Source organism: Amycolatopsis sp. cmx-4-54 (assembly GCF_046548895.1).
Classification (GTDB): Bacteria; Actinomycetota; Actinomycetes; order Mycobacteriales; family Pseudonocardiaceae; genus Amycolatopsis.
On sequence record NZ_JAEBEJ010000022.1, the window covers coordinates 28,782 to 52,859 of the forward strand.

Here is a 24,078-nt window from a genome sequence, read left to right on the forward strand (position 1 = left end):
GGGTGTGGGCTACGTCGCTCGCCGTATCAACGAGCGCCGCATCCGCATGCGGTGTGCGGCGGCCAATCGCGATGCCGGATCTTGCCGTCGAAGAAGTCGATCTCCAGCGTGGCGTTCCAAGCGGGCGGGGCCTGGTCGCTCGGGGACAGCAGCCTGAGCGCTTGCGCGGCGGCGAGCGCGGCGCAGGCCTGAACGGAGCCGAGGTCGGCTCGCTGCACACGGCCGACGAGCTGGCTCGCCACCCTCGGCCAGGAGTCGTCGCGGCCGGCCCGGTGCAGGTCGGCGCAGCGCAGGCAGCTGCTGCGGCCGGGCACCACCAAAGGTCCCACGATGCCGACCCCGTCCCGGACGCGCACCGGGAGGTGGTTGATCCCGTCGCGGAAGAGTTCGTCGACCACTTCGGGAGCGGGCACCACGGCGTCGGTGAGCAGTGCGAGTTCCGGCCGGCGGTCCGAGTAGAGCCGGGTTGTCACGGTGTCCGCCCTGGTGCGGTGCACGACCTGGGCCAGCGCGTCCCGGCGTGGCATGCCGATTTCGGCTTCGGTGTAGCCCGAGCCCAAGTCGCCTTCGAGAACCGTGCCCGAAGCCCGGACGTCGATATGCCCGACTCCGCCGTTGGCGAGCAGGACGGCGATGGCCACCGCCAGCCTGCCGTCGCCGTGGATCGCCACCGCGGTGCGTTTGCGGCGGGCCGTCATGGCCGTCTGATGGTGACGTGCGCGAAGTGACCAGAGCCCTGTCTCCGGTCTCGGTCGCGGATGGCGTTCGGACTGGCCCGCGTCGGTCACGAGACCTCGGGCGGTCAGGTCCGTCATCAGGTCCCGTAGCTGATCGTCGTGTTCGCTCTGCGCGAGCACGATGTCGTCCGCGGCCTGTTTTCCGTCCAGTCCGCGGAGGGCTTCGGCCACCTCGGAGGCGACTCCGGCGATCACCACGGCGTGTGCGGGGTCGAGGCCGATCTGGATCTCGCCGTTTCCCCGTTCCAGCACATCCAGCCCGGGAAGCAGGGTGGGGAAGGCGGGCAGGATGATCGATCGCAGGTCCGGTTCGCGCAGGTTCATGATCGCAGGATCGCACCCCTCCGTGGCCCGGCCGCTCGGAAGAACGCGAGTTATCCACAGGTTGACCCCGTTGTGGACAACTGGAGGCTGTGACCTTTCGGCTCTCGGAGTTGTCGGTGACTGGCCTTACCGTGGTCGAGTGGTCGAAGCACGGACGCCCTCATTGAGGGGCCGGGACACGACGAATCCGTCGGACACTCCCGAACACAAGGTCGAGGTACGGCGTAGCCAACGCCGCCATCGGACCGTCACTGCGTACTGGGACGAGGACACCCTCGTCGTGCTGATCCCTGCCCGGATGACCCGGGCCGAGGAGAAGCACTGGGTAGCCGAGATGCAGCGCAAACTGCTGCGCAAGGGCCCGCGGCAGGCCTCGCCGCCGAAGGCCTCCGACGAGGCGCTGCTGGCGCGCTGCGCCGTGCTCTCGGCGAAGTATCTGGACGGAAAGGCGATACCCGCGAGCGTTCGCTGGGTGCCGCCGATGCGGACGAGGTGGGCGTCCTGCACGCCGGTCGACGCGACGATCAGGGTCAGTGATCGCCTGCGCAGGGTGCCGGGTTGGGTGCTGGACTACGTCCTCGTGCACGAACTCGCGCACTTGAAGGAACCAGGGCACAACGCGGCGTTCTGGGAGCTCGTTCGCCGTTATCCCAAGACCGAACGCGCCATCGGCTACCTGGAGGGTCTGTCCTCCGCCGCCGGATGGGGCATCGCGGCGGAGGACTGACGTGCCTCAGTTCTCTTCTTCGTCGCCCTTGGGCTTGTTCTTCTCGCGCTCGGTGCGTTCGATCTCGGCGATCGGGTCGATGCCTTCGAGCGTCGACTCGCCATCGCCGAGGCGTTCGGAAAAGTCGAGCGGCTCGTCGAGGTCGTCGGCGGTCGGCATCAGGTCGGGGTGGGACCAGAGGCCGTCCCGCTTCTCGATGCCGTGCTGGTCGCCGACGAGCTTCCACAGCGAGGAGGCCGCCCGCATCCGCCTGGGCCGGAGCTCAAGCCCGACCAGGGTGGCGAAGGTCTGCTCGGCGGGGCCACCCGTGGCCCGGCGGCGGCGCAGCGTCTCCCGAAGCGCGTCCGCGCCCGGCAGCCGGTCGCCGATGGCCTCGGCGACCACGACGTCGACCCAGCCTTCGACCAGCGCGAGCAGGGTCTCCAGGCGGTTCAGCGCCGCCTTCTGCTCGGGCGAGGTCTGCGGCTCGAGCAGGCCGGAGGACATGGCCTCTTCGATGCTGGCGGGGTTCGACGGGTCGATCTGGCCGGCGAGCTGTTCCAGCGCCGAAGTGTCGACGGAGATACCGCTGGCGAACTCCTCGACCGTGGCCAGGAGCCGCTGCCGCAGCCAGGGGACGTGGGCGAACAGCCGCTGGTGGGCGGCCTCGCGAGCGGCGATGAAGACCAATACCTCACTGGTCGGCAGCTCCAGGCCCTCGGTGAACTTCTCGATGTTCGCCGGTAGCAGCGCGGAAGTGGCCGCGGGGCCGAGCGGGAGACCGACCTCGGTGGAGGTGAGCACTTCGGAAGCCAACTGAGCGAGCGCGTTGCCGAGCTGGGAGCCGAAGGCCATCCCGCCCATCTGCCCCATCATCGAGAGCAGCGGGCCGGCGGCCTGCTTGGCCTCCTCGGGCAGGGCCTGGACCCACGCGCCCGAGACCTGCTGGGCGACGGGGTCACAGAGGCGCTGCCAGGTGGGCAGGGTCTTCTCGACCCAGGAACGCGCGGACCAAGCGACGGTCGTCGTTGCCCCTGCGGGCAGGATCGTCGCGGCGTCCAGCCACAGCTCCGCCAGGTGGGCGGCGTCGCGGACGGCCGTGCTCGAGTCGCCACCACTGGATGACGAAAAGCCGAGTTGGACGTCGGCGTTTCCACTGCTGCTGAGGTTCTGCAACGCGATCTGTTTCGCCAGGTCATAGTTGACCGGCCCGGTCGAGCTGCCGGCCTGGCTGAGCATCTGGCCCAGCTGGCTGAGCATCTGACCGAGCTGATTGAAGGCCTCGGCGCCGGAGGGCTGGCCGCCGGAGTCCGACGGCTCGTTCTCGCCTCGTTTGTCGGGATCGGGCGGTCCGAAGCCGAACGGGGGTTTGCTCATGGCACCACCGTACGCGGGTCCGGGGATTCACAGCTCGTCAAGTGGAGTGATGAGCGTGGCCTTCACCGAGAAGCGAACACCGTCACCGTACGCTGTCACGCGTGACAGAGCCCTCGGAGGAGACCACAGGAGCGCGGAGCCGTGCGGGCTCCGCGGGTGACCAGGACCGCTCCGAACGGCGGCTGACCCGGCGCGGCTGGACGCTGCTGGTCAGCGGCGCGCTGTTCGTCGCCTTCGCGCTGGTCGGGTTCTTCATCCCGGTGCCGTATGTGGCGATCAGTCCCGGGCCGACCTACGACACCCTCGGCAAGGACGCCGCCGGGCAGTCAGTGATCCAGGTCAACGGGCACGAGATCTTCCAGACCTCCGGCGAACTGCGGATGACGACGGTCTCCTTGCGCGATGGCGGCATCACGCTGTTCAACGCGCTCGGGCTCTGGGCAAGCGGCCGGTACGCGCTGGCGCCGCGCGAGGAATATTTCAAGCCGGGCGAAACCAACGAGCAGGTCCGGCAGGAGAACATCCAGCAGTTGCAGGACTCGCAGACCGCCGCCCAGGTCGCCGCGCTGCGCCGCAAGTTCCCGGTGAAGGTGCTCGCGAAGACGATCGTCTCCGGCAGTCCCGCGGACAAGGTGCTCGCTCCCGGCGACCGGCTTCTGGTGGTCAATGGGCAGACCGTCACCGAGGCGACCGAGGTTCGCGCTGCCCTCGACGGGACGAAGCCGGGGCAGACCGTCCAGATCACTTTCAAATCCGATGGGCAGGCTGAACGCACCGTGCCGCTCACGCTCGCGCAGCGGCCCGATGGCCCGGAAGGTTTCATGGGCCTGACCGCCGTGGACCGGGCCGACGTTCCGTTCGATGTGAAGATCTCGCTGCAGGACGTCGGCGGCCCGTCGGCCGGCCTGATGTTCGCGCTCGCGATCGTCGACAAGATGGAGCCCGGTGACCTCGCCGGTGGCAGGCATATCGCCGGGACGGGCGAAATCTCCGAGAAGGGCGTCGTCGGCCCGATCGGCGGCATCTCGTTCAAGGTGGTCGGCGCTCGCGAGGCCGGCGCCACCGACTTCCTCGTCCCCGCGCACAACTGCGCCGAGGCGAAGACCGCCGCGCCCGAGGGGCTGAACCTGATCAAGGTGTCCACGCTGGACGAGGCGATCGCGCAGCTCGAGAACCTCAAGGCGGGAAGGCCGACCGCCTCCTGCTGACCGCCGCGGGAGCAAGGGACCTTTGCTACCAGGTCGCGGATCTGCCGGAAGTGAGCAAGGGACCTTTGCTATCGCTCGCCGCGCGCCCTGGCCGGCGGTAGCAAAGGTCCCTTGCTCTCTTTCTGCAGGTCAGGGCAGCAACGTCGCCTTCAGCGCTTCGAGCAGGTTGGGCGCCAGCTCCGGGTTCTCGATGATCTCGTCGACAGGGACGTCATCGGGTTCGGAGGGCTGCCCGGCGCCGCGAAGCCGCATGACGCACGCTCCGGCGCCATCCCGCAGCACAGCCGCGACGAGGCGGGCTTCGGTCCGGCGCGGGTGGTCGGCGGCCGCTTGCCGCAGGCGTTCGGCATCGGTCTCGGGCACGACGGGAAGCTCGGCTTCGGCGTCCGGCGGCAGCACGATGATCTCCTGCGCGAGCGCGCAGCCCAGCACCAGATCGGGCCACGCGATCTGCGCGAGTGCTTCAGCCAGGTCACCGTCCGGCAGAGCCTCCTGCGCGACGGGCGTCAGCGGGGCGGACGGGTCGAGTTGCCCGGCCAGTTCGGGTTGTTCGTCCAGCAGCGCCGCGGTCGGGACCAACGCGAACAACTGCGGGGGCTGGTCCCACCCTCCCGAAGCGACGAACTCCTCGACTTCGCGGGCCAGGCCGGCCACGCCCTGCTGCTCACTCGGTGCCATTGGCACATCGTTCCAGGCGGCCGGAGCAGCGGCCTTCCGAGTCCGGTTTGGGCGGGTTCCGGGAACTTCCGACGGCATCCGTAGAGTTAGAGCATCAGGGGCCGCACGCGGTACGCGCGCCTCCGCGAAAAGTTCACCAAACCAGGAGCGTGTGCAGTGGCCACTCGGCCCCCCGTGAGCCTGCCGAAGCTGTCCCGGCGCAGCCGGATACTGCTCATCATCGCCGCCGTCGTCATTCTGGCCCTGCTGCTGGGCGCGAGACTGCTGGACACCTACGTCGACTGGCTGTGGTTCGGCGAGGTCGGCGCCCGCACGGTGTTCAGCACGGTGCTGATCACCCGCGTGATCTTGTTCTTCGCCGTAGGGCTTCTGGTGGGAGGGGCGCTCGCGGTCAGCTTGATGATCGCGTACCGGTCCAGGCCCGTCTTCGTGCCGATTTCCGGCAACGACGATCCGCTCGCGCGCTACCGGTCGGCGATCGTCGGCCGGATCCGCCTGTTCGGTATCGGCATCCCGGTGCTCACCGGGCTCATCGCCGGCGCGTCCGCGCAGAGCGACTGGCAGGTCGTGCAGCTGTTCCTGAACGGCACGCCGTTCGGCCAGACCGATCCCGAATTCGGCAACGACGTCGGCTTCTACGCTTTCGACCTGCCGTTCTACAACTGGCTCCTGGGCTGGCTGTTCATCTCGGTCGTCATCGCGTTCTTCGGTGCGCTGATCTCGCACTACATCTTCGGCGGCATCCGGCTCGCGGGTAAGGGCGGCCAGCTCGCCGGCCCGACCCGAGCCCAGCTCGCCATCACGATCGGCATCTTCGTGCTGCTGAAGGCGGTCGAGTACTTCTTCGACCGCTACAACCTGCTTCTCTCGGATCGGGGAGCCCCGCTGTTCGTCGGTGCGACCTACACCGACCTGAACGCGGTCCTGCCCGCGAAGCTGATCCTTCTGTGCATCTCGGTGATCTGTGCCGTCGCGTTCTTCGCCGGCGCGTTCCTGCGCAATCTGCAGCTGCCCGCCATCGCGCTGGTGCTGCTGATCCTGTCGAACGTCCTCGTCGGCGTCGCGTGGCCCGCGGTACTCGACCAGTTCTCCGTGAAGCCCAACGCGAACGAGAAGGAATCCGCGTCGATCCAGCGCAACATGGACGCGACCCGCCAGGCGTTCGGCCTGACCAACGTCGAGTACAAGGACTACACCGGCAAGTCCGAGGCGACCTCCGCGGAGATCAAGGCGGACAAGGGGACCGTCCCGAACATCCGGCTCCTCGACCCGAACGTCCTCAGCGACACGTTCACCCAGCGAGTCGGCCGTGAGAACTTCTACGGCTTCCCGTCCAAGCTGGACATCGACCGCTACACCCTCAACGGGGTCACGCAGGACTACATCGTCGCGGCCAAGGAGATCAAGACCGAGGGTCTCACCGGCAACCAGACGAACTGGATCAACAAGCACCTCGTCTACACGCACGGAAACGGTTTCGTCGCCGCGCCGGCCAACACGATCGACCGCGCGCTGAAGGATGCCAACTCCGACGGCGGTTACCCGATCGCCACCACCAGCGACACCCAGAACCCGGCGGGCGCCGGGGCGACCGACCCGAGCAAGCCGGGCATCAAGGTGGACGAACCCCGGATCTACTACGGCGAGCTCGCGACCGACGCCGCGTACGCGATCGTCGGCGGCAAGGCGGGGCAGGCGCCCGGCGAGTACGACACCGCCGTCGACCGTGCCTACATCTACAAGGGTTCCGGCGGCGTGTCGATCGACAACTGGTTCAACCGCCTCGTTTTCGCCGCGGAGTACGGAGAGCGCAACATCCTCTTCTCCGACGCCATCGGCGACGGGTCCAAGATCATGTTCAACCGCGAACCGCGGGATCGGGTCGCCAAGATCGCCCCGTGGCTGACCCTCGACGGTGACCCGTACCCGGCGGTCGTCGACGGGAAGATCAAGTGGATCGTCGACGGCTACACGACGATGAACAACTTCCCGTACGCCCAGCAGACCCAGCTCGGCCAGGCGACCAACGACTCGCTCAGCGGCACCACCCGCCAGGCGAACTCCTCGATCAACTACATCCGCAACTCGGTCAAGGCCACCGTCGACGCGTTCGACGGCACCGTGACCCTGTACGGGGTCGAGGACAACGAGCCGGTGCTCAACGCCTGGAAGAAGGTCTTCCCGGGCCTGGTCAAGCCGAGCAGCGAGATCTCGCCGGACCTGCGGTCGCACTTCCGCTACCCCGAAGACCTCTTCAAGGTGCAGCGGGAACTCCTGTCGAAGTACCACGTGAACAACCCTGCGGAGTTCTACGCTCAGCAGGCCTTCTGGAGCGTTCCGCAGGACCCGACGCAGGAAGGCGGCGTGAACGCGTCCGCCTCCGGGGTCGCCAACCAGCCCGGCTACTACGTCCTGGCCACCGCGCCGGGCGACTCCAAGTCGCGGTTCCAGCTGACCAGTTCGCTGACCGGTCTCCAACGGCAGTATCTGGCGGCCTGGATGTCGGTGTCATCGGATCCCGAGGATTACGGGAAGATGCGCGTCCTGAGACTGCCGACAGGCGCCAGCGGATCCACCCAGGTGGACGGTCCCGTCCAGGTCCAGAACAGGTTCCAAAGTGACCCGCGGGTCGCGCAGGACCGGACGCTGTTCAACAACCCGAACGTCACGGTCACCTACGGAAACCTGATCACGCTGCCCGTCGCCAACGGCTTCCTCTACGTGGAACCGGTCTACATCCGGCAACGGAACCAGCTGAGCTATCCGCAGCTGGCCCGTGTCCTGGTCTCCTACGGCACCAAGATCGGGTTCGCGCCGACGCTGAACGAAGCGCTCGACCAGGTCTTCGGGGCGGGCACGGGTTCCGGGGTCACACCGCCGCAGACCGGCGGCACCCCCGGCCCCACGACACCTCCGCCGCCGGGGACGACGACGCCCCAGCCGCCTGCCGGCGGTAACCCGGCGCTCGACAAGGCCGCGGGCGACATGCACGACGCCTGGCTCAAGTTCCGCGCCGCCCAGCAATCCGGGAACTATGCCGACCAGGGCACCGCCCTGGCCGCACTCGAAGCGGCCTCCAAGGCCTACGAGTCGGCCAAGGCCAGCCCGCCGGCATCCGGTGCGCCTCCGACCTCCGGCCAGCCTGGAGGGTGACGTCGCATACCTAAAGGGCACCTGCTTTGCGCCTGCCCGAAACGCAGGCGTAAGGTAGGTGTCACGACGCGGGGTGGAGCAGCTCGGTAGCTCGCTGGGCTCATAACCCAGAGGTCGCAGGTTCAAATCCTGTCCCCGCTACAGAGGTAGGAGGCCCGTGTCTGCGGAAAACGCAGACCGGGCCTCCTTCGTATTTGTCCCGGGGGTCGAACCCCCGGACCCCCGCCAGGGAGGCTCCGCCCCCTGGACCCCCGGGGCGTCGGTCGGGTGGGTGCCCGGGGTGCGGTGGGTGGGGAGCAAGGTACCTTTGCTATCGCCGGTGGGGGGAACGGGGGACCTTTGCTACCGCGTGGGGTAGCGGGGGACCTTTGCTATCGCGTGGGGGTGGGGGCGACCCAGCAGGCGTAGCCATCGGGGCGGTACAGGACGGCTTCCGTGGACGGCCACGGCAGCGCTGTGACCAGCTGGGTGGTCAGATGCGGCGAGCGCGCGTGGGCTCGGGCGGCGTCCACGTGGGCCTGAGTGGTCGTCAGGAGCACGAAGCCTCCGTCGCGGAAGAGCGTGCTGGGACGCAGCGGGCCGGCCTCCGTGGTGACGTCCTGGTCGGTGAGCCGCGAGCCGAGCGCGGGATGCGACGTCCCGTGCGTCGTGTAGCGGATCCCGAGGCCGGAAACCATGCCCGACAGATACCGGCTCACCTCGGGCAGCGCGGTCAGGTCGGCGAAAAGGTCGCGAAGCGCGCGAGTCTCGTGAGACCGCGGAGTCAGCCCCAGCTGAGCGGCGACGTTGTGCAGCACCTGAGCGCCGACGGGGTGCCGCTCGGCCTCGTAGGTGTCGAGCAGGTCGTCACCGGCCCATCCGCGCACTGTCGCGGCGAGCTTCCACCCCAAGTTCATGGCGTCCTGCACGCCAAGGTTCAGCCCCTGGCCACCTGCCGGGAAATGGATGTGCGCGGCATCGCCCGCCAGTAGTACCCGTCCGACGCGGTAGCGCTCCGCCTGCCGCGCCGCGTCGGAGAACTGTGACGCCCAGCGGATTTCCGACACCGTCGCCGTCTCACCGTACGAGTCGAGCAAGGCTTGCCGGACTTCGTCGTGGGAGATGGCGGACCGGATGTCCTTGGGCCGCGAAGCCCTGTCGCCGTACACGAAGCGGTAGAGACCTGGTTCTCCCAGCGGAATCAGGCCTTTGAACTTGGTCGCACCGGTCGGCTCGCCGACGTTCCGCATCGTTCGCCACTGTTTTTGCGCACCGGCGGGGATTTTGTCGAACAGGACGTCCGCGACCACCCCGAAACCTTCACCGTCCACGCCGGGAAAGTCCACGCCGAGTCCTTTGCGTACAACGCTTCGAGCGCCGTCGCAGCCGACCAAGAACTTGGCGTGCAGCCGGTTTTCGCCATCCTCTGTTCGGTACCGAACAGAGACAAAGTCCTTGTCCTGCACGAAATCGATTACTTCGGCGCCGCGGTTCACCTTCGTTCCTTGTGCGGCAAGCCGTTCCTCCAAGTACGCCTCGACCTCTGCCTGCGGAATCCCCAGCTGGAAAGGGAATCGAGTGCCCCAGCCGTCGTAGCCGAGGGGGATCAGCGCGAAATGCCCGTCCTGCACCGTCGTGAACGAACGCTCCTCGGCGCCGTCCAGAAGTCCGCGCAGCTCCAGTATTTCCGCGGTCCGCGGTTGCAGGTTCAGTGCCTTCGACAGTCCTGTGCGCTCGTGATGCCGTTCCAGGACCACGACATCGACGCCGGCGAGGGCGAGTTCGTAGGCCAGCATCAGCCCCGTCGGCCCCGCTCCGGCCACGATCACGTCCGTCCCCAGGTTGTTCATACCACTCCTTAACGACGTTAAATTGACCGGCGGCCAGCGTGCACTTAACATCGTTAAATTGTCAAGGCGCTTCCGCTGGAGTGAGGGATGAAAGTGGGTCTGACCAGGCAGGACATCGTCCGTGCCGGGCTTCGGCTGCTCAGCGACGTCGGGCTCAACGGGCTGACGCTCCGCCTGATCGCGCAGGAACTCGGCGTCAAGGCGCCCGCGTTGTACTGGCACGTGAAGAACAAGCAGGAGCTGCTCGACGAGATGGCGACGCGGATGTACGCGGACGCGATGCCGGGCCGTGTTCCCGAAGGGACGGGGGAACGGGAGACTCTGGAGCTGACGTCACGGGCTTTGCGCCGGATGATGCTCGCTTACCGTGACGGGGCGAAGGTGTTCGCAGGGACTTTCCTGACCGACGACAGCCTTCTCGGTGACAATCCGTTTCAAGGGCGTGTCGACGCGGGGCTCGAACCGTACCTGGCCGGACGGGCGTTGTTCACCGTCTACAGCTACGTCGTCGGGTTCACCATCGAAGAGCAGGCCGTTTATCCGGTTCCGGGCGAACGGGACCCGCGCTACGACGTCACGCCCACGGCCTGGGTGTTCGATGAGGACGTCGAGGGCAGGTTCGCCGACGGGCTGACCATGGTGCTCAACGGCGTCTTCGGCTGGCTGGATGACAAATTCGCGCCATAACTGCTGGTCAAAGGCCCTTGGGGAAGTTAGGGGTACCCGCCTGAAAGCCGGTTTCACCCCCATGTAATCTATTAACACAACGACGCGGGGTGGAGCAGCTCGGTAGCTCGCTGGGCTCATAACCCAGAGGTCGCAGGTTCAAATCCTGTCCCCGCTACTGAAGAAAACGAAGCGCGGATCTGCGGAAATCGCAGATCCGCGCTTCTTCGTTTCCGGGTTTCCGTTGTTCGCGCGGCGATCACTCCCCGTCGTTGGTCGGGGCGGGGGACGGATACCGCTGTCCGTGGCGAAGGCCGGTTGCGTAGCGTGTCCGGTCCATTGTGGACAGGCGTAGTGCGTTGGGCCGAATGAGCGCATATCACTAGCCACAATGGACAGATGTGCTGACCACAGTGGACACAGGTTCCGAAAAGTGGGACCGTAGAGGACGTGTCCGAATTGAATGCAACAGCCGCCGCACTGCTCGGTCTTCTCCACGACGGTCCCGCCACGGGCGGGCAACTGGTCGCGGGGGCGGGTGAGCGTTTCGGCGCCTTCTTCAGCGTGACCCGCAGCCAGGTGTACCGCGAGCTCCCCGCCTTGTCGAAGGAGGGCCTCGTCCGTCTCGGCAAGCAGGGCCCGCGGTCGAGCCAGCAGTACCTCATCACCGCGGCGGGCAAGAAGGCGTTCAAGACGTGGCTGGCCTCCGAAGCCGGTCCTGACCACCTCCGCAGCCCGCTGATCCTGCGTCTCGTGCACGCCGGTTCGCTGACGGTCAAGCAGCGCTCGGCCCTGCTCGAGTCGGCCCGCGCGAGCTACACCCAGCAGCTCGACGAGGCCAAGGCCGCGACGAAGGCCGCCGACGGCCCGTACGCCAAGGCCGTCGCCGAGTTCGCGCAGGCGCAGGCGAAAGCCGCACTGAAACTGCTGGATTCCATCCCCCAGTCCTGACCCGGACAGGTGCCCACGGCCGGTTCCCCGCAACCGGTCGTGGGTTTTGCCGTAACCTTGGCCGACGTGAGTGATGAGTTCGATGCGGCACTGAAGGACCTGACCGGCAAGCTGACGCAGATCGAGTCGGTGATGGACCTGGATGCGCTGCGTGCCCAGGTGGCCGAGCTGGAGGAACAGGCATCCAGCCCGAACCTCTGGGACGACCCCGAAGCGGCGCAGAAGGTCACCAGCCAGTTGTCCCACCGGCAGAGTGAGCTGCGACGCATTTCCGAGCTGCGCCAGCGGCTCGACGACCTGGGCATCCTCGCGGAACTGGCCGAGGCGGAGGGCGACTCCGCCAGCGTGGCCGAGGCCGAGACCGAGCTCACGGCGCTCACCAAGGACATCGACGGGCTCGAGGTCCGCACCCTGCTGTCGGGTGAATACGACCCGCGCAACGCCGTGGTCACCATCCGGTCCGAAGCGGGCGGCGTCGACGCGGCCGACTGGGCCGAGATGCTGCTCCGGATGTACCTGCGGTGGGCTGAGCGCCACAACTACCCGACGGACGTCTACGACATCTCCTACGCCGAGGAGGCGGGCATCAAGTCCGCCACCTTCAAGGTGACGGCGCCCTACGTCTACGGCACCCTCTCGGTCGAGCAGGGCACGCACCGGCTGGTGCGCATCTCGCCGTTCGACAACCAGAGCCGCCGCCAGACCTCGTTCGCGCACGTCGAGGTGATGCCCGAGGTGGAGGAGGTCGACCACGTCGACATCCCCGAGAAGGACATCCGCGTCGACGTGTACCGCTCGTCCGGCCCCGGCGGCCAGAGCGTGAACACGACGGACTCGGCGGTGCGGATCACGCATATCCCGACCGGCGTGGTCGTGTCGTGCCAGAACGAGAAGTCGCAGCTGCAGAACAAGGCGGCCGCGATGAAGGTCCTCCAGGCGCGGCTGCTGCAGCGGAAGAAGGAGGAGGAGCGCGCCGAGATGGACGCGCTCAAGGACGGCGGCTCCAGCTGGGGCAACCAGATGCGCTCCTACGTGCTGCACCCGTACCAGATGGTCAAGGACCTGCGGACCGAGTTCGAGGTCGGCAACCCGTCGTCCGTGCTCGACGGCGAGATCGACGGTTTCCTGGAGGCCGGCATCCGCTGGCGCAAGCAGTCCGGAGCCGCGTAGCGACCCTGCGTGAGAGAGCAAGGGACCTTTGCTGTCACTTTCCGGGAGCGAGTGAGAGCAAAGGTCCCTTGCTCGCTTGGCCGCCGGGACCGGGCTACCCGGGCTTAACGACGGGCATGGGTAGTATGCCGAACCGTGATCCGGCTCGAAGAGGTTTCCAAGGTCTACAAGACCTCGACCCGTCCCGCCCTCGAAAGGGTGTCGGTCGAGATCGACAAAGGCGAGTTCGTCTTCCTGATCGGTCCCTCGGGATCCGGGAAGTCGACCTTCCTGCGTCTCCTGCTGCGTGAAGAGGTGCCGAGCAAGGGTCGCGTCATGGTCTCCAACTTCGACGTCGCCAAGCTCGCCCGTCGCCGGGTGCCGCGGCTGCGGCAGACCATCGGCTGCGTCTTCCAGGACTTCCGTCTGCTGTCGAACAAGACCGTCGCCGAGAACGTCGCCTTCGCGCTCGAAGTCATCGGCAAGCCGCGCCCCACGATCCGCAAGGTCGTGCCCGAGGTGCTCGAACTCGTCGGCCTCGACGGCAAGGCCGACCGTCTCCCCAACGAACTCTCCGGTGGTGAGCAGCAGCGCGTCGCGATCGCCCGTGCCTTCGTGAACCGTCCGCTCGTGCTGCTCGCCGACGAGCCGACCGGGAACCTGGACCCCGACACCAGCCAGGACATCATGTTGCTGCTGGAGCGGATCAACCGCACCGGCACGACGGTGCTGATGGCCACCCACGACCATGGGATCGTGGACTCGATGCGGCGAAGGGTCGTCGAGCTCCAGCTCGGCAAGGTCATCCGTGACGACGCCCGAGGCGTCTACGGCATCGGCCGCTGACCGGCCCCGCCCTCCTCCGTAACCCACGACTTCCAAGGGACATCAACCCCGATGCGCGCCAGTTTCGTCTTCAGCGAGGTAGTCACCGGCTTGCGCCGGAACATCACGATGACCATCGCGATGATCCTCACCACCGCGGTCTCCCTCGCCATGCTCGGCTTCGGCCTGCTGGCCGTCGGCACGATCGACAAGATGAAGGCCAACTTCCTCGCCGATGTCGAGGTTTCGGTCTATCTGGTCAACGACATCAGCTCGGGTGACCCGAACTGCTCGCAGTCCGCCTGCCAGTCGCTGCGCCAGGATCTGCAGGGCAACGACGGCGTCGAGTCGGTCGTGTTCGAGAACCGCGAGCAGTCCTACGAGCGGTTCAAGAAGATGTTCGAGAGCCAGCCGGAACTGCTCGCGCTGACCGGGCCGGAGGCGCTGCCCGCGTCGCTGCACGTCAAGCTGAAGAACCCCGAGCGCAGCCAGGCGATCATCCAGGAGTACACCGGCAAACCCGGCGTCAGCAAGGTCGACGACCAGCAGAAGGCACTGGACCGCGTCTTCAACGCGCTCAACGGTGTGCGGAACCTGGCCTTCGGTGCCGCGCTGATCATGGCCATCGCCGCGCTGCTGCTGATCGCCAACACGATCCAGGTGTCGGCGTTCACCCGGCGCACCGAGGTCGGCATCATGCGGCTGGTCGGCGCGACCCGCTGGTACACGCAGCTGCCGTTCCTCCTGGAGGCGGTGGTCGCCGGCCTGGTCGGTGCGATCATCGGCATCGTCTTCCTCGTGCTCACCAAGGTGCTGTTGCTCGACTTGGTGCTCACCGGGGACGTGTTCCCCGCGGTCGGCATGCTCGAATTGCTGTTCCCGGTGGCGCCGATCCTGCTCGCCGTCTCGATCGTCATTTCGGCGATCACCGGCTATGTGACGCTGCGCCTGTACGTGCGCCACTAGCCGCCCGATAACCACCTGCCCGAACACAGAAACTCACGTAGAGTCGCCGCTATGCCCAAGGAACGTGGACACAAGGTGATCGTGTCGAACCGCAAGGCTCGCCACGATTACTCCATCCTCGACACCTACGAAGCCGGTCTCGTGCTCGTCGGTACCGAGGTGAAGAGCCTGCGTGAAGGACGGGCATCGCTGGCCGACGCGTTCGCCACGGTGGACGACGGCGAAGTCTGGCTGCGGAACGTGCACATCCCGGAGTACGTGCAGGGCACGTGGACGAACCACACGCCCCGGCGCACCCGGAAACTGCTGCTGCACCGCCAGGAGATCGAGAAGCTCATCGGCAAGACCAAGGAGAGCGGCCTTTCTCTGGTCCCGCTGTCGATGTACTTCAAGGACGGCAAGGTCAAGGTCGAGATCGCGCTCGCGAAGGGCAAGAAGTCCTACGACAAGCGGCAGGACATCGCCAAGCGCGACGCGGATCGCACCATCAGCCGGGCCATGGGCCGGGCGCTGAAGGGCCGGTACAACGATTGATCCACGGGCCAGCGTCGGACGCCGAGATCCCCGGTTGGATCTCGGCGCTCGGCATCGACGGGCTCGTGGACCTTCACCTGCACTTCCTGCCCAAGCAGGTCATGGACAAGGTGTGGGCCTACTTCGACCAAGCCGAAGAGCACTACGGCAAGGCCTGGCCGGTGCACTACCGCACACCGGAAGAAGAGCGGATCGAGACCCTGCGCTCGTTCGGCGTGCGCAGGTTCGCGCCGCTGGTCTATCCGCACAAGCCGGGGATGGCCGAATGGCTGACGTCGTGGGCGCTGGAATTCGCGGACCGCGTCCCCGAGGCGGTGCCGACGGGCACCTTCTACCCGGAGCCGTCCGCGCTGTCCGTTGTGGACGGTGCGCTGCGTGCGGGCGCCCGCTGTTTCAAGGCGCACGTCCAGGTCGGCGCCTACGACCCGCGTGACGAGCTGCTGGACGGCGTCTGGGGCGCGCTGGCGGACGCGGGTGTCCCGGTGGTCGTCCACTGTGGACACGGTCCGTTGAAGGGCGCCTACACCGGGCTACGGCTGTTCGAGGAGATCCTGGTCCGGCATCCCAGCCTGACGCTGGTGCTCGCGCACGCCGGCATGCCGGAGATCGACTTCGCGTTCGAGCTGGCCAGGAAGTATCCGCGCGTGTACCTCGACACCACGATGGTCGGGGTGGAGTTCACCTCGCGCGGCAATCCGCTCCCGCCGGACTGGACGGATCTGCTGGCCGAGTTCCCCGATCGCGTCGTACTCGGCACCGACTTCCCCAACATCCCGTACTCGTACGCCACACAGCTGCGGGCGATCGCCGGCTGGGCCGCCGACGATCGCCTGGGTGAGCCGTTCCTGCGGGCGGTGCTGCACGACACCCCCGCGAAACTGCTCAGCGTTTGAGCTGTGCCACCTCGGTGACCGAGACGGCGCGTCCGAGCATCCGCGTTCCCAGCTCCGAAACCTGGATCTGCTTGCCCGCCAGGAGGAATCCGCCCGTCGCCAGCGCCACCCACGGCGCCGGGCCCTGGGCGAGACCGTCGCTCAGCGGGGCGAAACCGTGCGCGGCCAGCCCGAGCAGGCCGCCTGCGATCGCCAGCCCGGCCACCACCAGCTGAGGCGTGTGGGCGGTCGGCGCGGGACCGGACTTCTGCGTTTCGAACCGGGCGAACATCCGCAGCAAACCGAAGAGCACCAGCCCGCAGGCGCCGAGCCACGCGGGGAGCATCGTCAGCCACAGCACGGAACCCGGTTCGGGGGTTTCGTAGCCAAGGCCGTAGACCGCGACACCGGAGACGACGATCAGCGCCGGCATGTGCCACAGGTAGACGCTCATGAACCGCGGACCGATCCACTTCAGCGCGGCGTCGAGACCCGGCCGGGTGGCCATGGCGTTCAACTGCGGTTTGAAGGCCAGCAGGAGCCCGATCTGGCCGATCGCGAGGAAGGCCAGCAGCACGGTCGGCGGGCTCATGTTCGACACCGGGGCACCCGGCATGCCGATCATGCTCGCGGGATACGGGCCGAAGGCGACCATCAGCGCGGTGATGCCGAAGCCGGTGCCCGCCATGCCCAGCGCGGCGTTGCGGCTCAGCGCACCGAGACGGCCTCGCGTGTAGTGGAAACCGAGCTGGTGCACGGCCATCCAGACGAAGATCGCGTTCGCGAAACCGATCAGGCCGAGGTCGTTGAAGCGGGCGACGTCGACGAGGACCGCGGCGGCGAGCATCACGAGCGGGACCTTGAGGCCCCAGCGCCGGTGCGCGGTGGCCATCAGCGGGGTGAGCAGCACGGTGAGCACGTACACGGCCAGGAACCACAGCAGCTGCGCGGCGATCGCACCGCCGACCTGCAGCGGCTGTTCCGGAATGCCCATCCCGCGCAGGATGTCCGGGACGAACAGCCAGACGGCCACCAGCGGCAGCACCGGGATCATCAGCCGCTTGAGGCGGGCCGCGAGCCAGGAGCGGGAACTTTCCGCGCGGCTCAACGAGATCAGGTTCGCCGCGCCGCCGGCGAAGAAGACGAGCGGCATGACCTGGCTGAGCCAGGTGATGACCCACCAGCCGGGCGTCGCGAGGGCGTTCCCGGTCGAGAGATGGCCGTCGGCGTACGAGAGCACCGGCATTCCCCAGTGCTGAACGACGACCGCGAGGATCGCGACCGCTCGGACGATGTCCAGGAACCTGTCCCGGCCCTGTTTCTGGCTCGTGTGCATGAAAAAGAGCCTGGTGCTTCGAGGCCGGGAAAACAGCGGTGCGGGCCGCCGTATCGATCTTCCTGTTTTCGCCCTCGGAAGGTGGAGTTTTCCCTACCCCACGCCGTCGGTCTCGGGCTCCGGGAGCGGGGCGGCGCACAGCCGGAACTCCCAGCAGTCGTCCTCGGCGAGGCCGAGTTCGTAGCGGGTCTCGATCTTCGGGCCGTCGTGCAGATGGACGTGTTTGAGGACGGTGCCCGCGACCGGCTCGGTGTCACCGAGTTCCTGGACGCGTCCGTCGAGGGGGCCGCCGAAGAAACGGGCGCTGTGGGAGGGCCTGTCGGTCATGGTTCCTCCTCGGTTCGGCGCGTCACCCACCTACAGTCTGCCCATGTTAGGTGAGTGACGGCGTCGCCACCAAGAGCTACTTCAGCGTCCTAAGTAAGTGAGCACCGCGCGGACCCGGCGGTGTTCCACCGAACTCGCTTCGAGGCCGAGCTTGGCGAAGATGTTGCCGATGTGCTTCTCGACCGCGCCGTGCGAGACGACGAGCGAGTTCGCGATCGCGGTGTTCGAGAGCCCTTGCGCCATCAGCCCCAGCACCTCGGACTCGCGGGCGGTGAGCGCGTCGAGCGGGTTCTTGCGGCCCCGGGCCATCAGCTGCGCGATGACGTCCGGGTCGATGGCCGTGCCACCGCCGGCGACACGTTTGACCGCGTCGAGGAAATCCCCGACGTCGGCGACGCGTTCCTTGAGCAGGTAACCGACTCCGCCCGCGCCGCCGGACAGGAGCTCGACGGCGTAGCTCTCCTCGACGTACTGGGAGAGCACGAGAACGGGCAGGCCCGGGATGACCTCACGAGCGCCCAGAGCGGCGCGCAGGCCCTCGTCGGTGAAGGTGGGCGGCATCCGCACGTCGACGATCGCGAGATCCGGCCGGTGCTCCTTGACCGCGACCAGCAGGTCGTCACCGTTGTCCACGGCCGCGACGGTCTCGATGTCCTCGTCGGCGAGGAGGCGGATCACCCCCGCGCGCAACAGAACCGCGTCTTCGGCGATGACAACCCGCATGCTGCCCCCAGCGTCGTGAGTGAATGGCAGAGCCTATTCACTCACGAGCGGGTCACCATTGGCACGGCAGGTCCGCGCGAATCACCGTCGGGCCGCCGGGCGGGCTGACGACGGTGATCACGCCGTCGATCGTGGCGGCCCGGTCGGCGAGCCCCGCGAGGCCGCCACCTGGCCGGACTTCGGCGCCACCGTGCCCGTTGTCGGTGATCTCGACGATGACCATCGAGTCGGTGCGCCACACCTTCACGCCCGCTTCGGTCGCTCCCGAGTGCTTCGCGATGTTCGTGAGTGTCTCGCCGACGATGAAGTAGGCCGTCGTCTCGACCGCGGCGGGCGGCCGCGGTTCGACGTCCACCTCGACGTCGACGTGGATCGGTGATTTCGCGGCCTGTGCGGACAAGGCGGCGTCGAGACCGCGGTCGCCGAGTACGGCCGGATAGATCCCGCGGGCGAGATCGCGCAATTCCGAAACCGCGAGTTTGGCGTCGAGATGCGCCTCGTCGATCAGTTCGCGCACCGCGTCCGGATCCTGGTCGAACTTCGACTTCGCGCGGCCGAGGCTCATCGCGACGGCGACCAGGCGCTGCTGGGCGCCGTCGTGCAGGTCCCGCTCGATACGGCGGCGTTCGGCCTCGGCGGCGTCGACACCGCGAGCCCGCGACGCCTGCAACCGCTCGGCCTTCCGCTCCAGCCGCTGGGTGCGGTTCGGGCCGAGCAGCGAGAACGCCAGGTTTCCGTGCAGCCACCCGAGCCACGGGGTGACCCAGATCGCCATCGGCAGCAGCACGATCGACGCGATCGCGATCGGAAGCTCCAGACACGCCAAGGGGAACGCCGCCATCAGGTAGGCGAGATCGCGCCACGTCGTCGCGTCGGTCAACCGGGTCAGCCAGCGCTTGACCAGCGAAAGCCCCTCGACCGGCAGGCGTTCGACCGGCTCCAGCGGAGTCTCGAGCATCGTGCGCGCCCAGCCCCGCTCGCGGTCGGCGGACCAGCGGATGAAATTGGTCGTGGCCATGAGGATCGGGAAACCGATCCACACCACGGCCGTCGCGATGCCGACCGCCAGGCCGACGACGATGAGAACGAACTGCAGGAGCCGGAACACGAAGCTGACGATCATGTAGACGATCGACCGCAACGGCCGCGGCCGCGGAATCCCCACCTGCTGAACTTGCTGGTCGATCGTCATCCCTGAACCTCGCCCCATGAATCCTCCAGACGGCGGCGCTGGGCGTGGGTCGGCCCGAGCAGCGCCGCCGCCAGCCGGGCGTGCATTCCGGCCAGCGCCTTCGTCAACGCTACCGACAGCGCGATGCAGAGCACTCCGAGCGCCGCCCAAGGCAGGGCCGAGACCGTCGAATCGACGGTGAACCACGCGTTTTCCCAGGTCGGGAAGCGGTACTCGCCGCCGGGCAGGAAGCGGTAGAAGATCGGCAGGCCCGCCAGGCCGAGACTGGTCGACCAGAACACCGTGACCAGGACGAACTCGACGATGCCGAGCGGGAAGAGCAGGAAGAAGTAGCCGAGGTCGCGCCAGGTCGAGCCGTCCTTCAGCCGTGCCTTCCAGCGCACGGACTGGCCGGCGACGGGTAGTGGGAGATACGGCAGGTCGATGTAGCGGTCGAGCAGCGCGTACACCCTGGCGCGTTCCATCCGGGCCGCGCCGCGGACCGTCAGGATCACCAGCGCGAGGATGGGCAACCCGACCCAGACCACCGCCGTGCCGATGCCCGCCGAGATGAAAGACGTCAGGAGCGCGAAGGCCAGGACGCCCATCGGCAGGTTCATCAGCAGGTAGACGAGCGAGCCGCCGAACGACGGATCGGCCCTGCTCAGCTCCCGCTCGGCCGCTAGCGAGCTCATGGTCGTGCTCCTCTCTGGTGCGAGGAGTCCAGCATCGCGCCCGCGGTCGTCCGGTGACATGGTGCGCGCGGGCATCTGCCAGGTAGGGCTAGCCCCACCTGCGGGATTAACCCGGTTGCCGTCCGCGTTATGATGTACAGGTTGTGTCCCACCAAGGGGGTGAACGGTTTCGACTTTGGACGTTGAATCAGGAGAAGCGTGCCGGTGCAGGCGAGAGACCACCGTAAGCGTCATCGCAAACCAATAAGCGCCGAGCCTAAGAGCCAGCGCGAGTTCGCTCTTGCTGCCTAAGCAGTAGAGCAACTCTGTCGGTCCGGGGTCGCCTCCGACCCGGTCACCGGCATCAGCTAGGAGGCTTGCCGCCACACTCGGCTGCGGGGTGTGGTTGGGAAACAAACAGTGGCTGGGCTCGTCACTTCAGCTTGTTCGCGTGACTGAAGGGGCCAAGTAGAGACATAGCGGACTGCGCACGGAGAAGTCCTGGTGATACGCCAGAGGACCCGGGTTCAATTCCCGGCACCTCCACTGGTCGACGGAGCGGCCCTGCCCCCTGAGGGGGGTGGGGCCGCTTCTTTGCGTGTCGGGCATGAGGACGGTGAGTGCTCGGGCAGACACTCGCCGTCAGGTGTCATAGGGCCGTCAAGTCACGTCGCTCGAATGTCGACAATTTTCCGTGATCCAAAGCTTGAATCCGAAGGCAAGGTAGGGGCCGCCGGCCGGAGTACGAGATCATCGCCGACGCGATCGCGGACGGGACCGGTGCGCGCCGCGAGATCGTGCGGGGATGGGGCATCTGGTGCCGGACACGGGCGCGCCGTTCAACACCCGGCTCGAGTCTTTTTTGAATCACGGAGAGTAGCGAAAACTAGATCGTTTTTGTCTCAATTCACCCGCGCCGGGAACTGCCGCGGGGTGGGATGTCATGCTGAGTGTCCGACCATGGCCCTCTTTCGAAACGACCCCGTGTCGCCGGAGGGCCGGAAGAAGGTGGCAGATGACCTGGGCTAGGCATTCCAGTCGTCCCGACCCCGCTGAAGACCAGAGCCGGATGGCCGGTGTGCGAGCGGAGGAAGAAGTCCGCCTCACGCTGCAGAACGGCAGGGCCGCACGAACCGTCGCAGGGCACGCTTCGGATGCCCTCGACTGTGCTGAACTGCTGGCGATGCTCGGGCTCGAGGGAGTCCAGAAGAAGCACGCTCAGCGCATCTGACCCCCGATCCGGGTGGTCAGTTCGGCCGCGGTCAGGCGGACCTCCTCGGCGAGGACCGGCCAAGTCTCCTCACACCCCTCGGCTCCCGGGCAGAGGTGGCGGAGGGTCACGCTGATCGCGGCCATCGGCCGGCCGCCGTGGTCGAAAACCGGGCAGGCCACCGAGGCGAATCCTTCGGTGACGTGTCCATCTTCGACCGCCCAGCCGAGCCTGCCCTCCGCGTTCAGCGTCCGGCGCAGTTCGGCGAGAGTGCGCGGGCCGCGACCGGTGCGCAGGACGAACGCCGACGCGTTCGGAAAGAGCGCACGGACGTGTGGTGACGGCAGGTGCCGCAGTATCGCCCTGCCCGAGGCCGTGAGCTGGCCAGGCAGCCGGACGCCGACCTCGGTCACCAGGGTTTCCGGGCGGGTGGGCCGCTCTTTGACCAGGTAGAGCGACTCGTTGCCGTGAAGCACGCCCAGATGCGCGGTGTGGCCGACGCGGTCGGCGAGTTTGCGCAGCAGCGGGAGCGCGAGCCGCTCCAGCGGGTCGTGCCGCAGGTAGGCCGAGCCGAGCTCGAACGCGGCGATACCGAGGCCGTACCGGCGCTCGGCGGGCAAGTGCGTCACGAAACCGGCGGTCTCCAGTTCGGCGAGCAGGTGATACGTCGTCGAACGCGGCAGGCCGAGTTCGCGCGCGATCGCGGCCGCCGACACCGGGCCCGGTCGCGCCGCGAGGGCGCGAAGGATGCCGAGGCCGCGTCGCAGAGCCGGGACCTCGCTGCTGTCACCCATGCCGACCTCCTGTTTCGCTTCGGCGGGGGAGCAAGGGACCTTTGCTATCACTTCTCTCAATGTTGAGGTAAGTGATAGCAAAGGTCCCTTGCTCTCTTTCCGCAGGTGACCGTGTGGGTTTTGGGACGTCAGATGTCCCAAAACCCACACGGTCGGTATGCATCGCTACGCGGAGTACGGGGTGTGTGGAAATAGGGACACTCAACGTCTCTAATTCCACACACCCTCCGCCGCCGCGGTAGCAAAGGTCCCTTGCTCCCACCGCGCGTGTCTTGGATACCAGACACAACCACCGGTTGGGGCCGCCCACCAGCGGGCATGGCGTTGTCCAATGGAGCTATGCCGGAAACCGTACTTCTGGGCTCCGAACCGCTTCGGCCCGAACAGGTCGTCGCGGTCGCCCGTGACCACTCGCCCGTCGCGGTCAGCGAAGCGGCCGAGAAGAACCTCGCCGCCACGCGTCAGCACATCGACAACCTCGCGCACGCCGAGACGCCGACGTACGGCGTTTCGACGGGCTTCGGGGCGCTCGCCACCAGGCACATTCCGCTCGAGAGCCGCACCGCCCTGCAGCGGTCGCTGATCCGGTCGCATGCGGCGGGCGCGGGGCCGGTCGTGGAGACCGAGGTCGTGCGCGCGCTGATGCTGCTGCGCCTCCGCACTCTCGCCAGCGGGTACACCGGTATCCGGCCGCAGACCGCGCAAGCGCTTGCGGCCCTGCTCAACGCCGGGATCACGCCGCTCGTGCACGAGTACGGCTCTCTCGGCTGCTCCGGTGACCTCGCGCCCCTCGCCGCTGTCGCGCTCGCCCTGATGGGAGAGGGCGAAGTCGAGTACAACGGCGAAGTCGTCCAGGCCGGCGTAGCGCTGAAGCACGCTGGCATCGAGCCTGTCCTTCTCGCGGAGAAGGAGGGCCTCGCCCTCACGAACGGGACCGACGGCATGCTCGGCATGCTCCTGCTCGCCGCGGCCGACCTTCGCAAGCTTCTCGACACCGCCGACATCACCGCGGCGATGAGCGTCGAAGCGCTCCTCGGCACCGATCGCGCCTTCGCGGCCGACCTCCAGGCGCTGCGCCCGCATCCGGGCCAGGCGCTGAGCGCCCAGCGGATGTGGACGGCACTTCAGGACTCGAAGATCGTCGAGAGCCACCGCGGCCCCGATTGCAACCGCGTGCAAGACGCGTACTCCCTTCGCTGCGCGCCCCAGGTGCACGGCGGCGCACGCGACAGCCTCACGCACGCCGAACTCGTCGCCGAGCGTGAGCTTCACTCCGCGGTCGACAACCCGGTCGTGTTGTCCGACGGCCGCGTCGAGTCGAACGGCAACTTCCACGGTGCCCCGGTCGCGTATGTGCTCGACTTCCTCGCCATCCCGCTCACGGACGTCGCCAGTATCGCCGAGCGCCGCACGGACCGGATGCTCGACAAGGCCCGATCGCACGGCCTGCCGCCGTTCCTCGCCTTCGACCCCGGCGTCGATTCCGGCCACATGATCGCGCAGTACACGCAGGCGGCCATCGTCAGCGAACTCAAGCGGCTCGCGGTGCCGGCGTCGGTCGATTCGATCCCGAGCAGCGCCATGCAGGAGGACCACGTCTCCATGGGCTGGTCCGCCGCGCGCAAGCTGCGCAAGGCCGTCGAGGGCCTCAACACGGTCCTCGCCATCGAACTGCTCACCGCCGCGCGGGCACTCGACATGCGCGCGCCCCTGGTCCCGTCGCCGGTCACCGGCCGGGTCCGGGATCTCGTCCGCACCAAGGTCGAGGGCCCCGGCCCCGACCGTCATCTGGCGCCGGAGATCGCCGCCGCCGAAGAACTCGTCGCGTCGGGTGCCGTCCTCGCCGCGGCCCAACTGGAGGTCTGAGC

At 67.6% G+C, this 24,078-nt stretch carries 22 protein-coding genes, 2 tRNA genes and 1 other RNA gene; 15 read left to right on the forward strand and 10 right to left on the reverse strand.

Translation table 11 applies throughout. The features are described 5' to 3' along the window. Positions 1-26 precede the first annotated feature (26 nt). Positions 27-1,061, reverse strand: a complete 1,035-nt coding sequence (locus ACLJQ7_RS41430) for a hypothetical protein (protein WP_410653660.1) — start codon at positions 1,059-1,061, stop codon at positions 27-29. A gap of 163 nt (positions 1,062-1,224) precedes the next feature. Here ACLJQ7_RS41430 and ACLJQ7_RS41435 point away from each other — a divergent pair, with 163 nt between their 5' ends. Next, the gene (locus ACLJQ7_RS41435) at positions 1,225-1,788 is read left to right on the forward strand and encodes a M48 family metallopeptidase (RefSeq protein ID WP_125789290.1); all 564 of its coding nucleotides are present in this window, start codon (positions 1,225-1,227) and stop codon (positions 1,786-1,788) included. A 6-nt stretch (positions 1,789-1,794) separates the two neighbouring features. Here the strand turns inward: ACLJQ7_RS41435 and ACLJQ7_RS41440 are convergent, their stop codons facing one another. After that, complete coding sequence (locus tag ACLJQ7_RS41440) at positions 1,795-3,144, reverse strand: zinc-dependent metalloprotease (protein ID WP_410653661.1); 1,350 nt, start codon at positions 3,142-3,144, stop codon at positions 1,795-1,797. A 203-nt stretch (positions 3,145-3,347) separates the two neighbouring features. Here ACLJQ7_RS41440 and ACLJQ7_RS41445 point away from each other — a divergent pair, with 203 nt between their 5' ends. Next, positions 3,348-4,352: a PDZ domain-containing protein gene (locus tag ACLJQ7_RS41445; protein ID WP_410653709.1), complete on the forward strand. Its 1,005-nt coding sequence runs from the start codon at positions 3,348-3,350 to the stop codon at positions 4,350-4,352. 129 nt (positions 4,353-4,481) lie between these two features. On the opposite strand, the gene ACLJQ7_RS41450 is transcribed toward ACLJQ7_RS41445, so the two are convergent. Then, positions 4,482-5,030, reverse strand: coding sequence for a PPA1309 family protein (locus tag ACLJQ7_RS41450; RefSeq protein ID WP_410653662.1), 549 nt, complete (start codon positions 5,028-5,030; stop codon positions 4,482-4,484). Positions 5,031-5,186: 156 nt separating this feature from the next. Here ACLJQ7_RS41450 and ACLJQ7_RS41455 point away from each other — a divergent pair, with 156 nt between their 5' ends. Further along, positions 5,187-8,183 carry a UPF0182 family protein gene (locus ACLJQ7_RS41455; protein WP_410653663.1) on the forward strand — a complete coding sequence of 999 codons (2,997 nt, stop codon included), beginning with the start codon at positions 5,187-5,189 and terminating at the stop codon, positions 8,181-8,183. 67 nt (positions 8,184-8,250) lie between these two features. Then, a tRNA-Met gene (locus ACLJQ7_RS41460) sits at positions 8,251-8,324 on the forward strand. 230 nt (positions 8,325-8,554) lie between these two features. Here ACLJQ7_RS41460 and ACLJQ7_RS41465 read toward each other — a convergent pair. Further along, positions 8,555-10,012 carry an FAD-dependent oxidoreductase gene (locus ACLJQ7_RS41465; RefSeq protein ID WP_410653664.1) on the reverse strand — a complete coding sequence of 486 codons (1,458 nt, stop codon included), beginning with the start codon at positions 10,010-10,012 and terminating at the stop codon, positions 8,555-8,557. Between the two features lie 93 nt (positions 10,013-10,105). Here ACLJQ7_RS41465 and ACLJQ7_RS41470 point away from each other — a divergent pair, with 93 nt between their 5' ends. The 8 genes from ACLJQ7_RS41470 to ACLJQ7_RS41505 all read left to right on the forward strand — a co-directional run bounded on the left by ACLJQ7_RS41470 (position 10,106) and on the right by ACLJQ7_RS41505 (position 15,996). After that, the gene (locus ACLJQ7_RS41470; protein ID WP_410653710.1) at positions 10,106-10,699 is read left to right on the forward strand and encodes a TetR family transcriptional regulator; all 594 of its coding nucleotides are present in this window, start codon (positions 10,106-10,108) and stop codon (positions 10,697-10,699) included. Positions 10,700-10,782: 83 nt separating this feature from the next. Further along, positions 10,783-10,856 (forward strand) — tRNA-Met (locus ACLJQ7_RS41475). A gap of 272 nt (positions 10,857-11,128) precedes the next feature. Further along, positions 11,129-11,629, forward strand: a complete 501-nt coding sequence (locus ACLJQ7_RS41480) for a PadR family transcriptional regulator (RefSeq protein ID WP_410653665.1) — start codon at positions 11,129-11,131, stop codon at positions 11,627-11,629. A 66-nt stretch (positions 11,630-11,695) separates the two neighbouring features. Beyond that, a complete protein-coding gene (gene prfB, locus ACLJQ7_RS41485; RefSeq protein WP_034322242.1) occupies positions 11,696-12,799 on the forward strand; it encodes a peptide chain release factor 2 in 1,104 nt (367 codons plus the stop codon). 135 nt (positions 12,800-12,934) lie between these two features. Further along, positions 12,935-13,624 carry a cell division ATP-binding protein FtsE gene (ftsE, locus tag ACLJQ7_RS41490; protein WP_076161040.1) on the forward strand — a complete coding sequence of 230 codons (690 nt, stop codon included), beginning with the start codon at positions 12,935-12,937 and terminating at the stop codon, positions 13,622-13,624. Between the two features lie 51 nt (positions 13,625-13,675). Continuing rightward, the gene (gene ftsX, locus ACLJQ7_RS41495; RefSeq protein ID WP_410653666.1) at positions 13,676-14,569 is read left to right on the forward strand and encodes a permease-like cell division protein FtsX; all 894 of its coding nucleotides are present in this window, start codon (positions 13,676-13,678) and stop codon (positions 14,567-14,569) included. A gap of 51 nt (positions 14,570-14,620) precedes the next feature. Beyond that, on the forward strand, positions 14,621-15,103 hold the full coding sequence (gene smpB / locus ACLJQ7_RS41500) for an SsrA-binding protein SmpB (protein WP_034322147.1): 483 nt from the start codon (positions 14,621-14,623) through the stop codon (positions 15,101-15,103). Further along, positions 15,100-15,996, forward strand: coding sequence for an amidohydrolase family protein (locus ACLJQ7_RS41505; RefSeq protein WP_410653667.1), 897 nt, complete (start codon positions 15,100-15,102; stop codon positions 15,994-15,996). Before smpB ends, ACLJQ7_RS41505 begins: the two co-directional genes overlap by 4 nt. On the opposite strand, the gene ACLJQ7_RS41510 is transcribed toward ACLJQ7_RS41505, so the two are convergent. The 5 genes from ACLJQ7_RS41510 to ACLJQ7_RS41530 form a co-directional block, all read right to left on the reverse strand. Further along, positions 15,986-17,311: an acyltransferase family protein gene (locus ACLJQ7_RS41510; protein ID WP_410653668.1), complete on the reverse strand. Its 1,326-nt coding sequence runs from the start codon at positions 17,309-17,311 to the stop codon at positions 15,986-15,988. The two genes, ACLJQ7_RS41505 and ACLJQ7_RS41510, sit on opposite strands and share 11 nt — an antisense overlap. A gap of 93 nt (positions 17,312-17,404) precedes the next feature. Further along, on the reverse strand, positions 17,405-17,638 hold the full coding sequence (locus ACLJQ7_RS41515) for a hypothetical protein (RefSeq protein ID WP_410653669.1): 234 nt from the start codon (positions 17,636-17,638) through the stop codon (positions 17,405-17,407). Between the two features lie 81 nt (positions 17,639-17,719). After that, on the reverse strand, positions 17,720-18,361 hold the full coding sequence (locus tag ACLJQ7_RS41520; protein WP_219145731.1) for a response regulator transcription factor: 642 nt from the start codon (positions 18,359-18,361) through the stop codon (positions 17,720-17,722). Between the two features lie 52 nt (positions 18,362-18,413). After that, positions 18,414-19,553, reverse strand: a complete 1,140-nt coding sequence (locus tag ACLJQ7_RS41525; protein ID WP_410653670.1) for a sensor histidine kinase — start codon at positions 19,551-19,553, stop codon at positions 18,414-18,416. Continuing rightward, complete coding sequence (locus tag ACLJQ7_RS41530) at positions 19,550-20,227, reverse strand: sensor domain-containing protein (RefSeq protein WP_410653671.1); 678 nt, start codon at positions 20,225-20,227, stop codon at positions 19,550-19,552. The genes ACLJQ7_RS41525 and ACLJQ7_RS41530 overlap by 4 nt, the downstream gene beginning before the upstream one ends. Positions 20,228-20,382: 155 nt before the next feature. Here ACLJQ7_RS41530 and ssrA point away from each other — a divergent pair. Together ssrA and ACLJQ7_RS41540 are read left to right on the forward strand one after the other, a co-directional pair. Continuing rightward, positions 20,383-20,755, forward strand: a transfer-messenger RNA (tmRNA) gene (gene ssrA / locus ACLJQ7_RS41535). A gap of 466 nt (positions 20,756-21,221) precedes the next feature. After that, positions 21,222-21,437: a hypothetical protein gene (locus tag ACLJQ7_RS41540; protein ID WP_125680489.1), complete on the forward strand. Its 216-nt coding sequence runs from the start codon at positions 21,222-21,224 to the stop codon at positions 21,435-21,437. Here ACLJQ7_RS41540 and ACLJQ7_RS41545 read toward each other — a convergent pair. Further along, the gene (locus tag ACLJQ7_RS41545; RefSeq protein ID WP_410653672.1) at positions 21,425-22,210 is read right to left on the reverse strand and encodes an IclR family transcriptional regulator; all 786 of its coding nucleotides are present in this window, start codon (positions 22,208-22,210) and stop codon (positions 21,425-21,427) included. The genes ACLJQ7_RS41540 and ACLJQ7_RS41545 overlap by 13 nt on opposite strands. A gap of 339 nt (positions 22,211-22,549) precedes the next feature. Between ACLJQ7_RS41545 and hutH the strand changes: the two genes are divergently transcribed. After that, positions 22,550-24,076, forward strand: a complete 1,527-nt coding sequence (hutH, locus tag ACLJQ7_RS41550; protein ID WP_410653673.1) for a histidine ammonia-lyase — start codon at positions 22,550-22,552, stop codon at positions 24,074-24,076. Positions 24,077-24,078 lie beyond the last annotated feature (2 nt).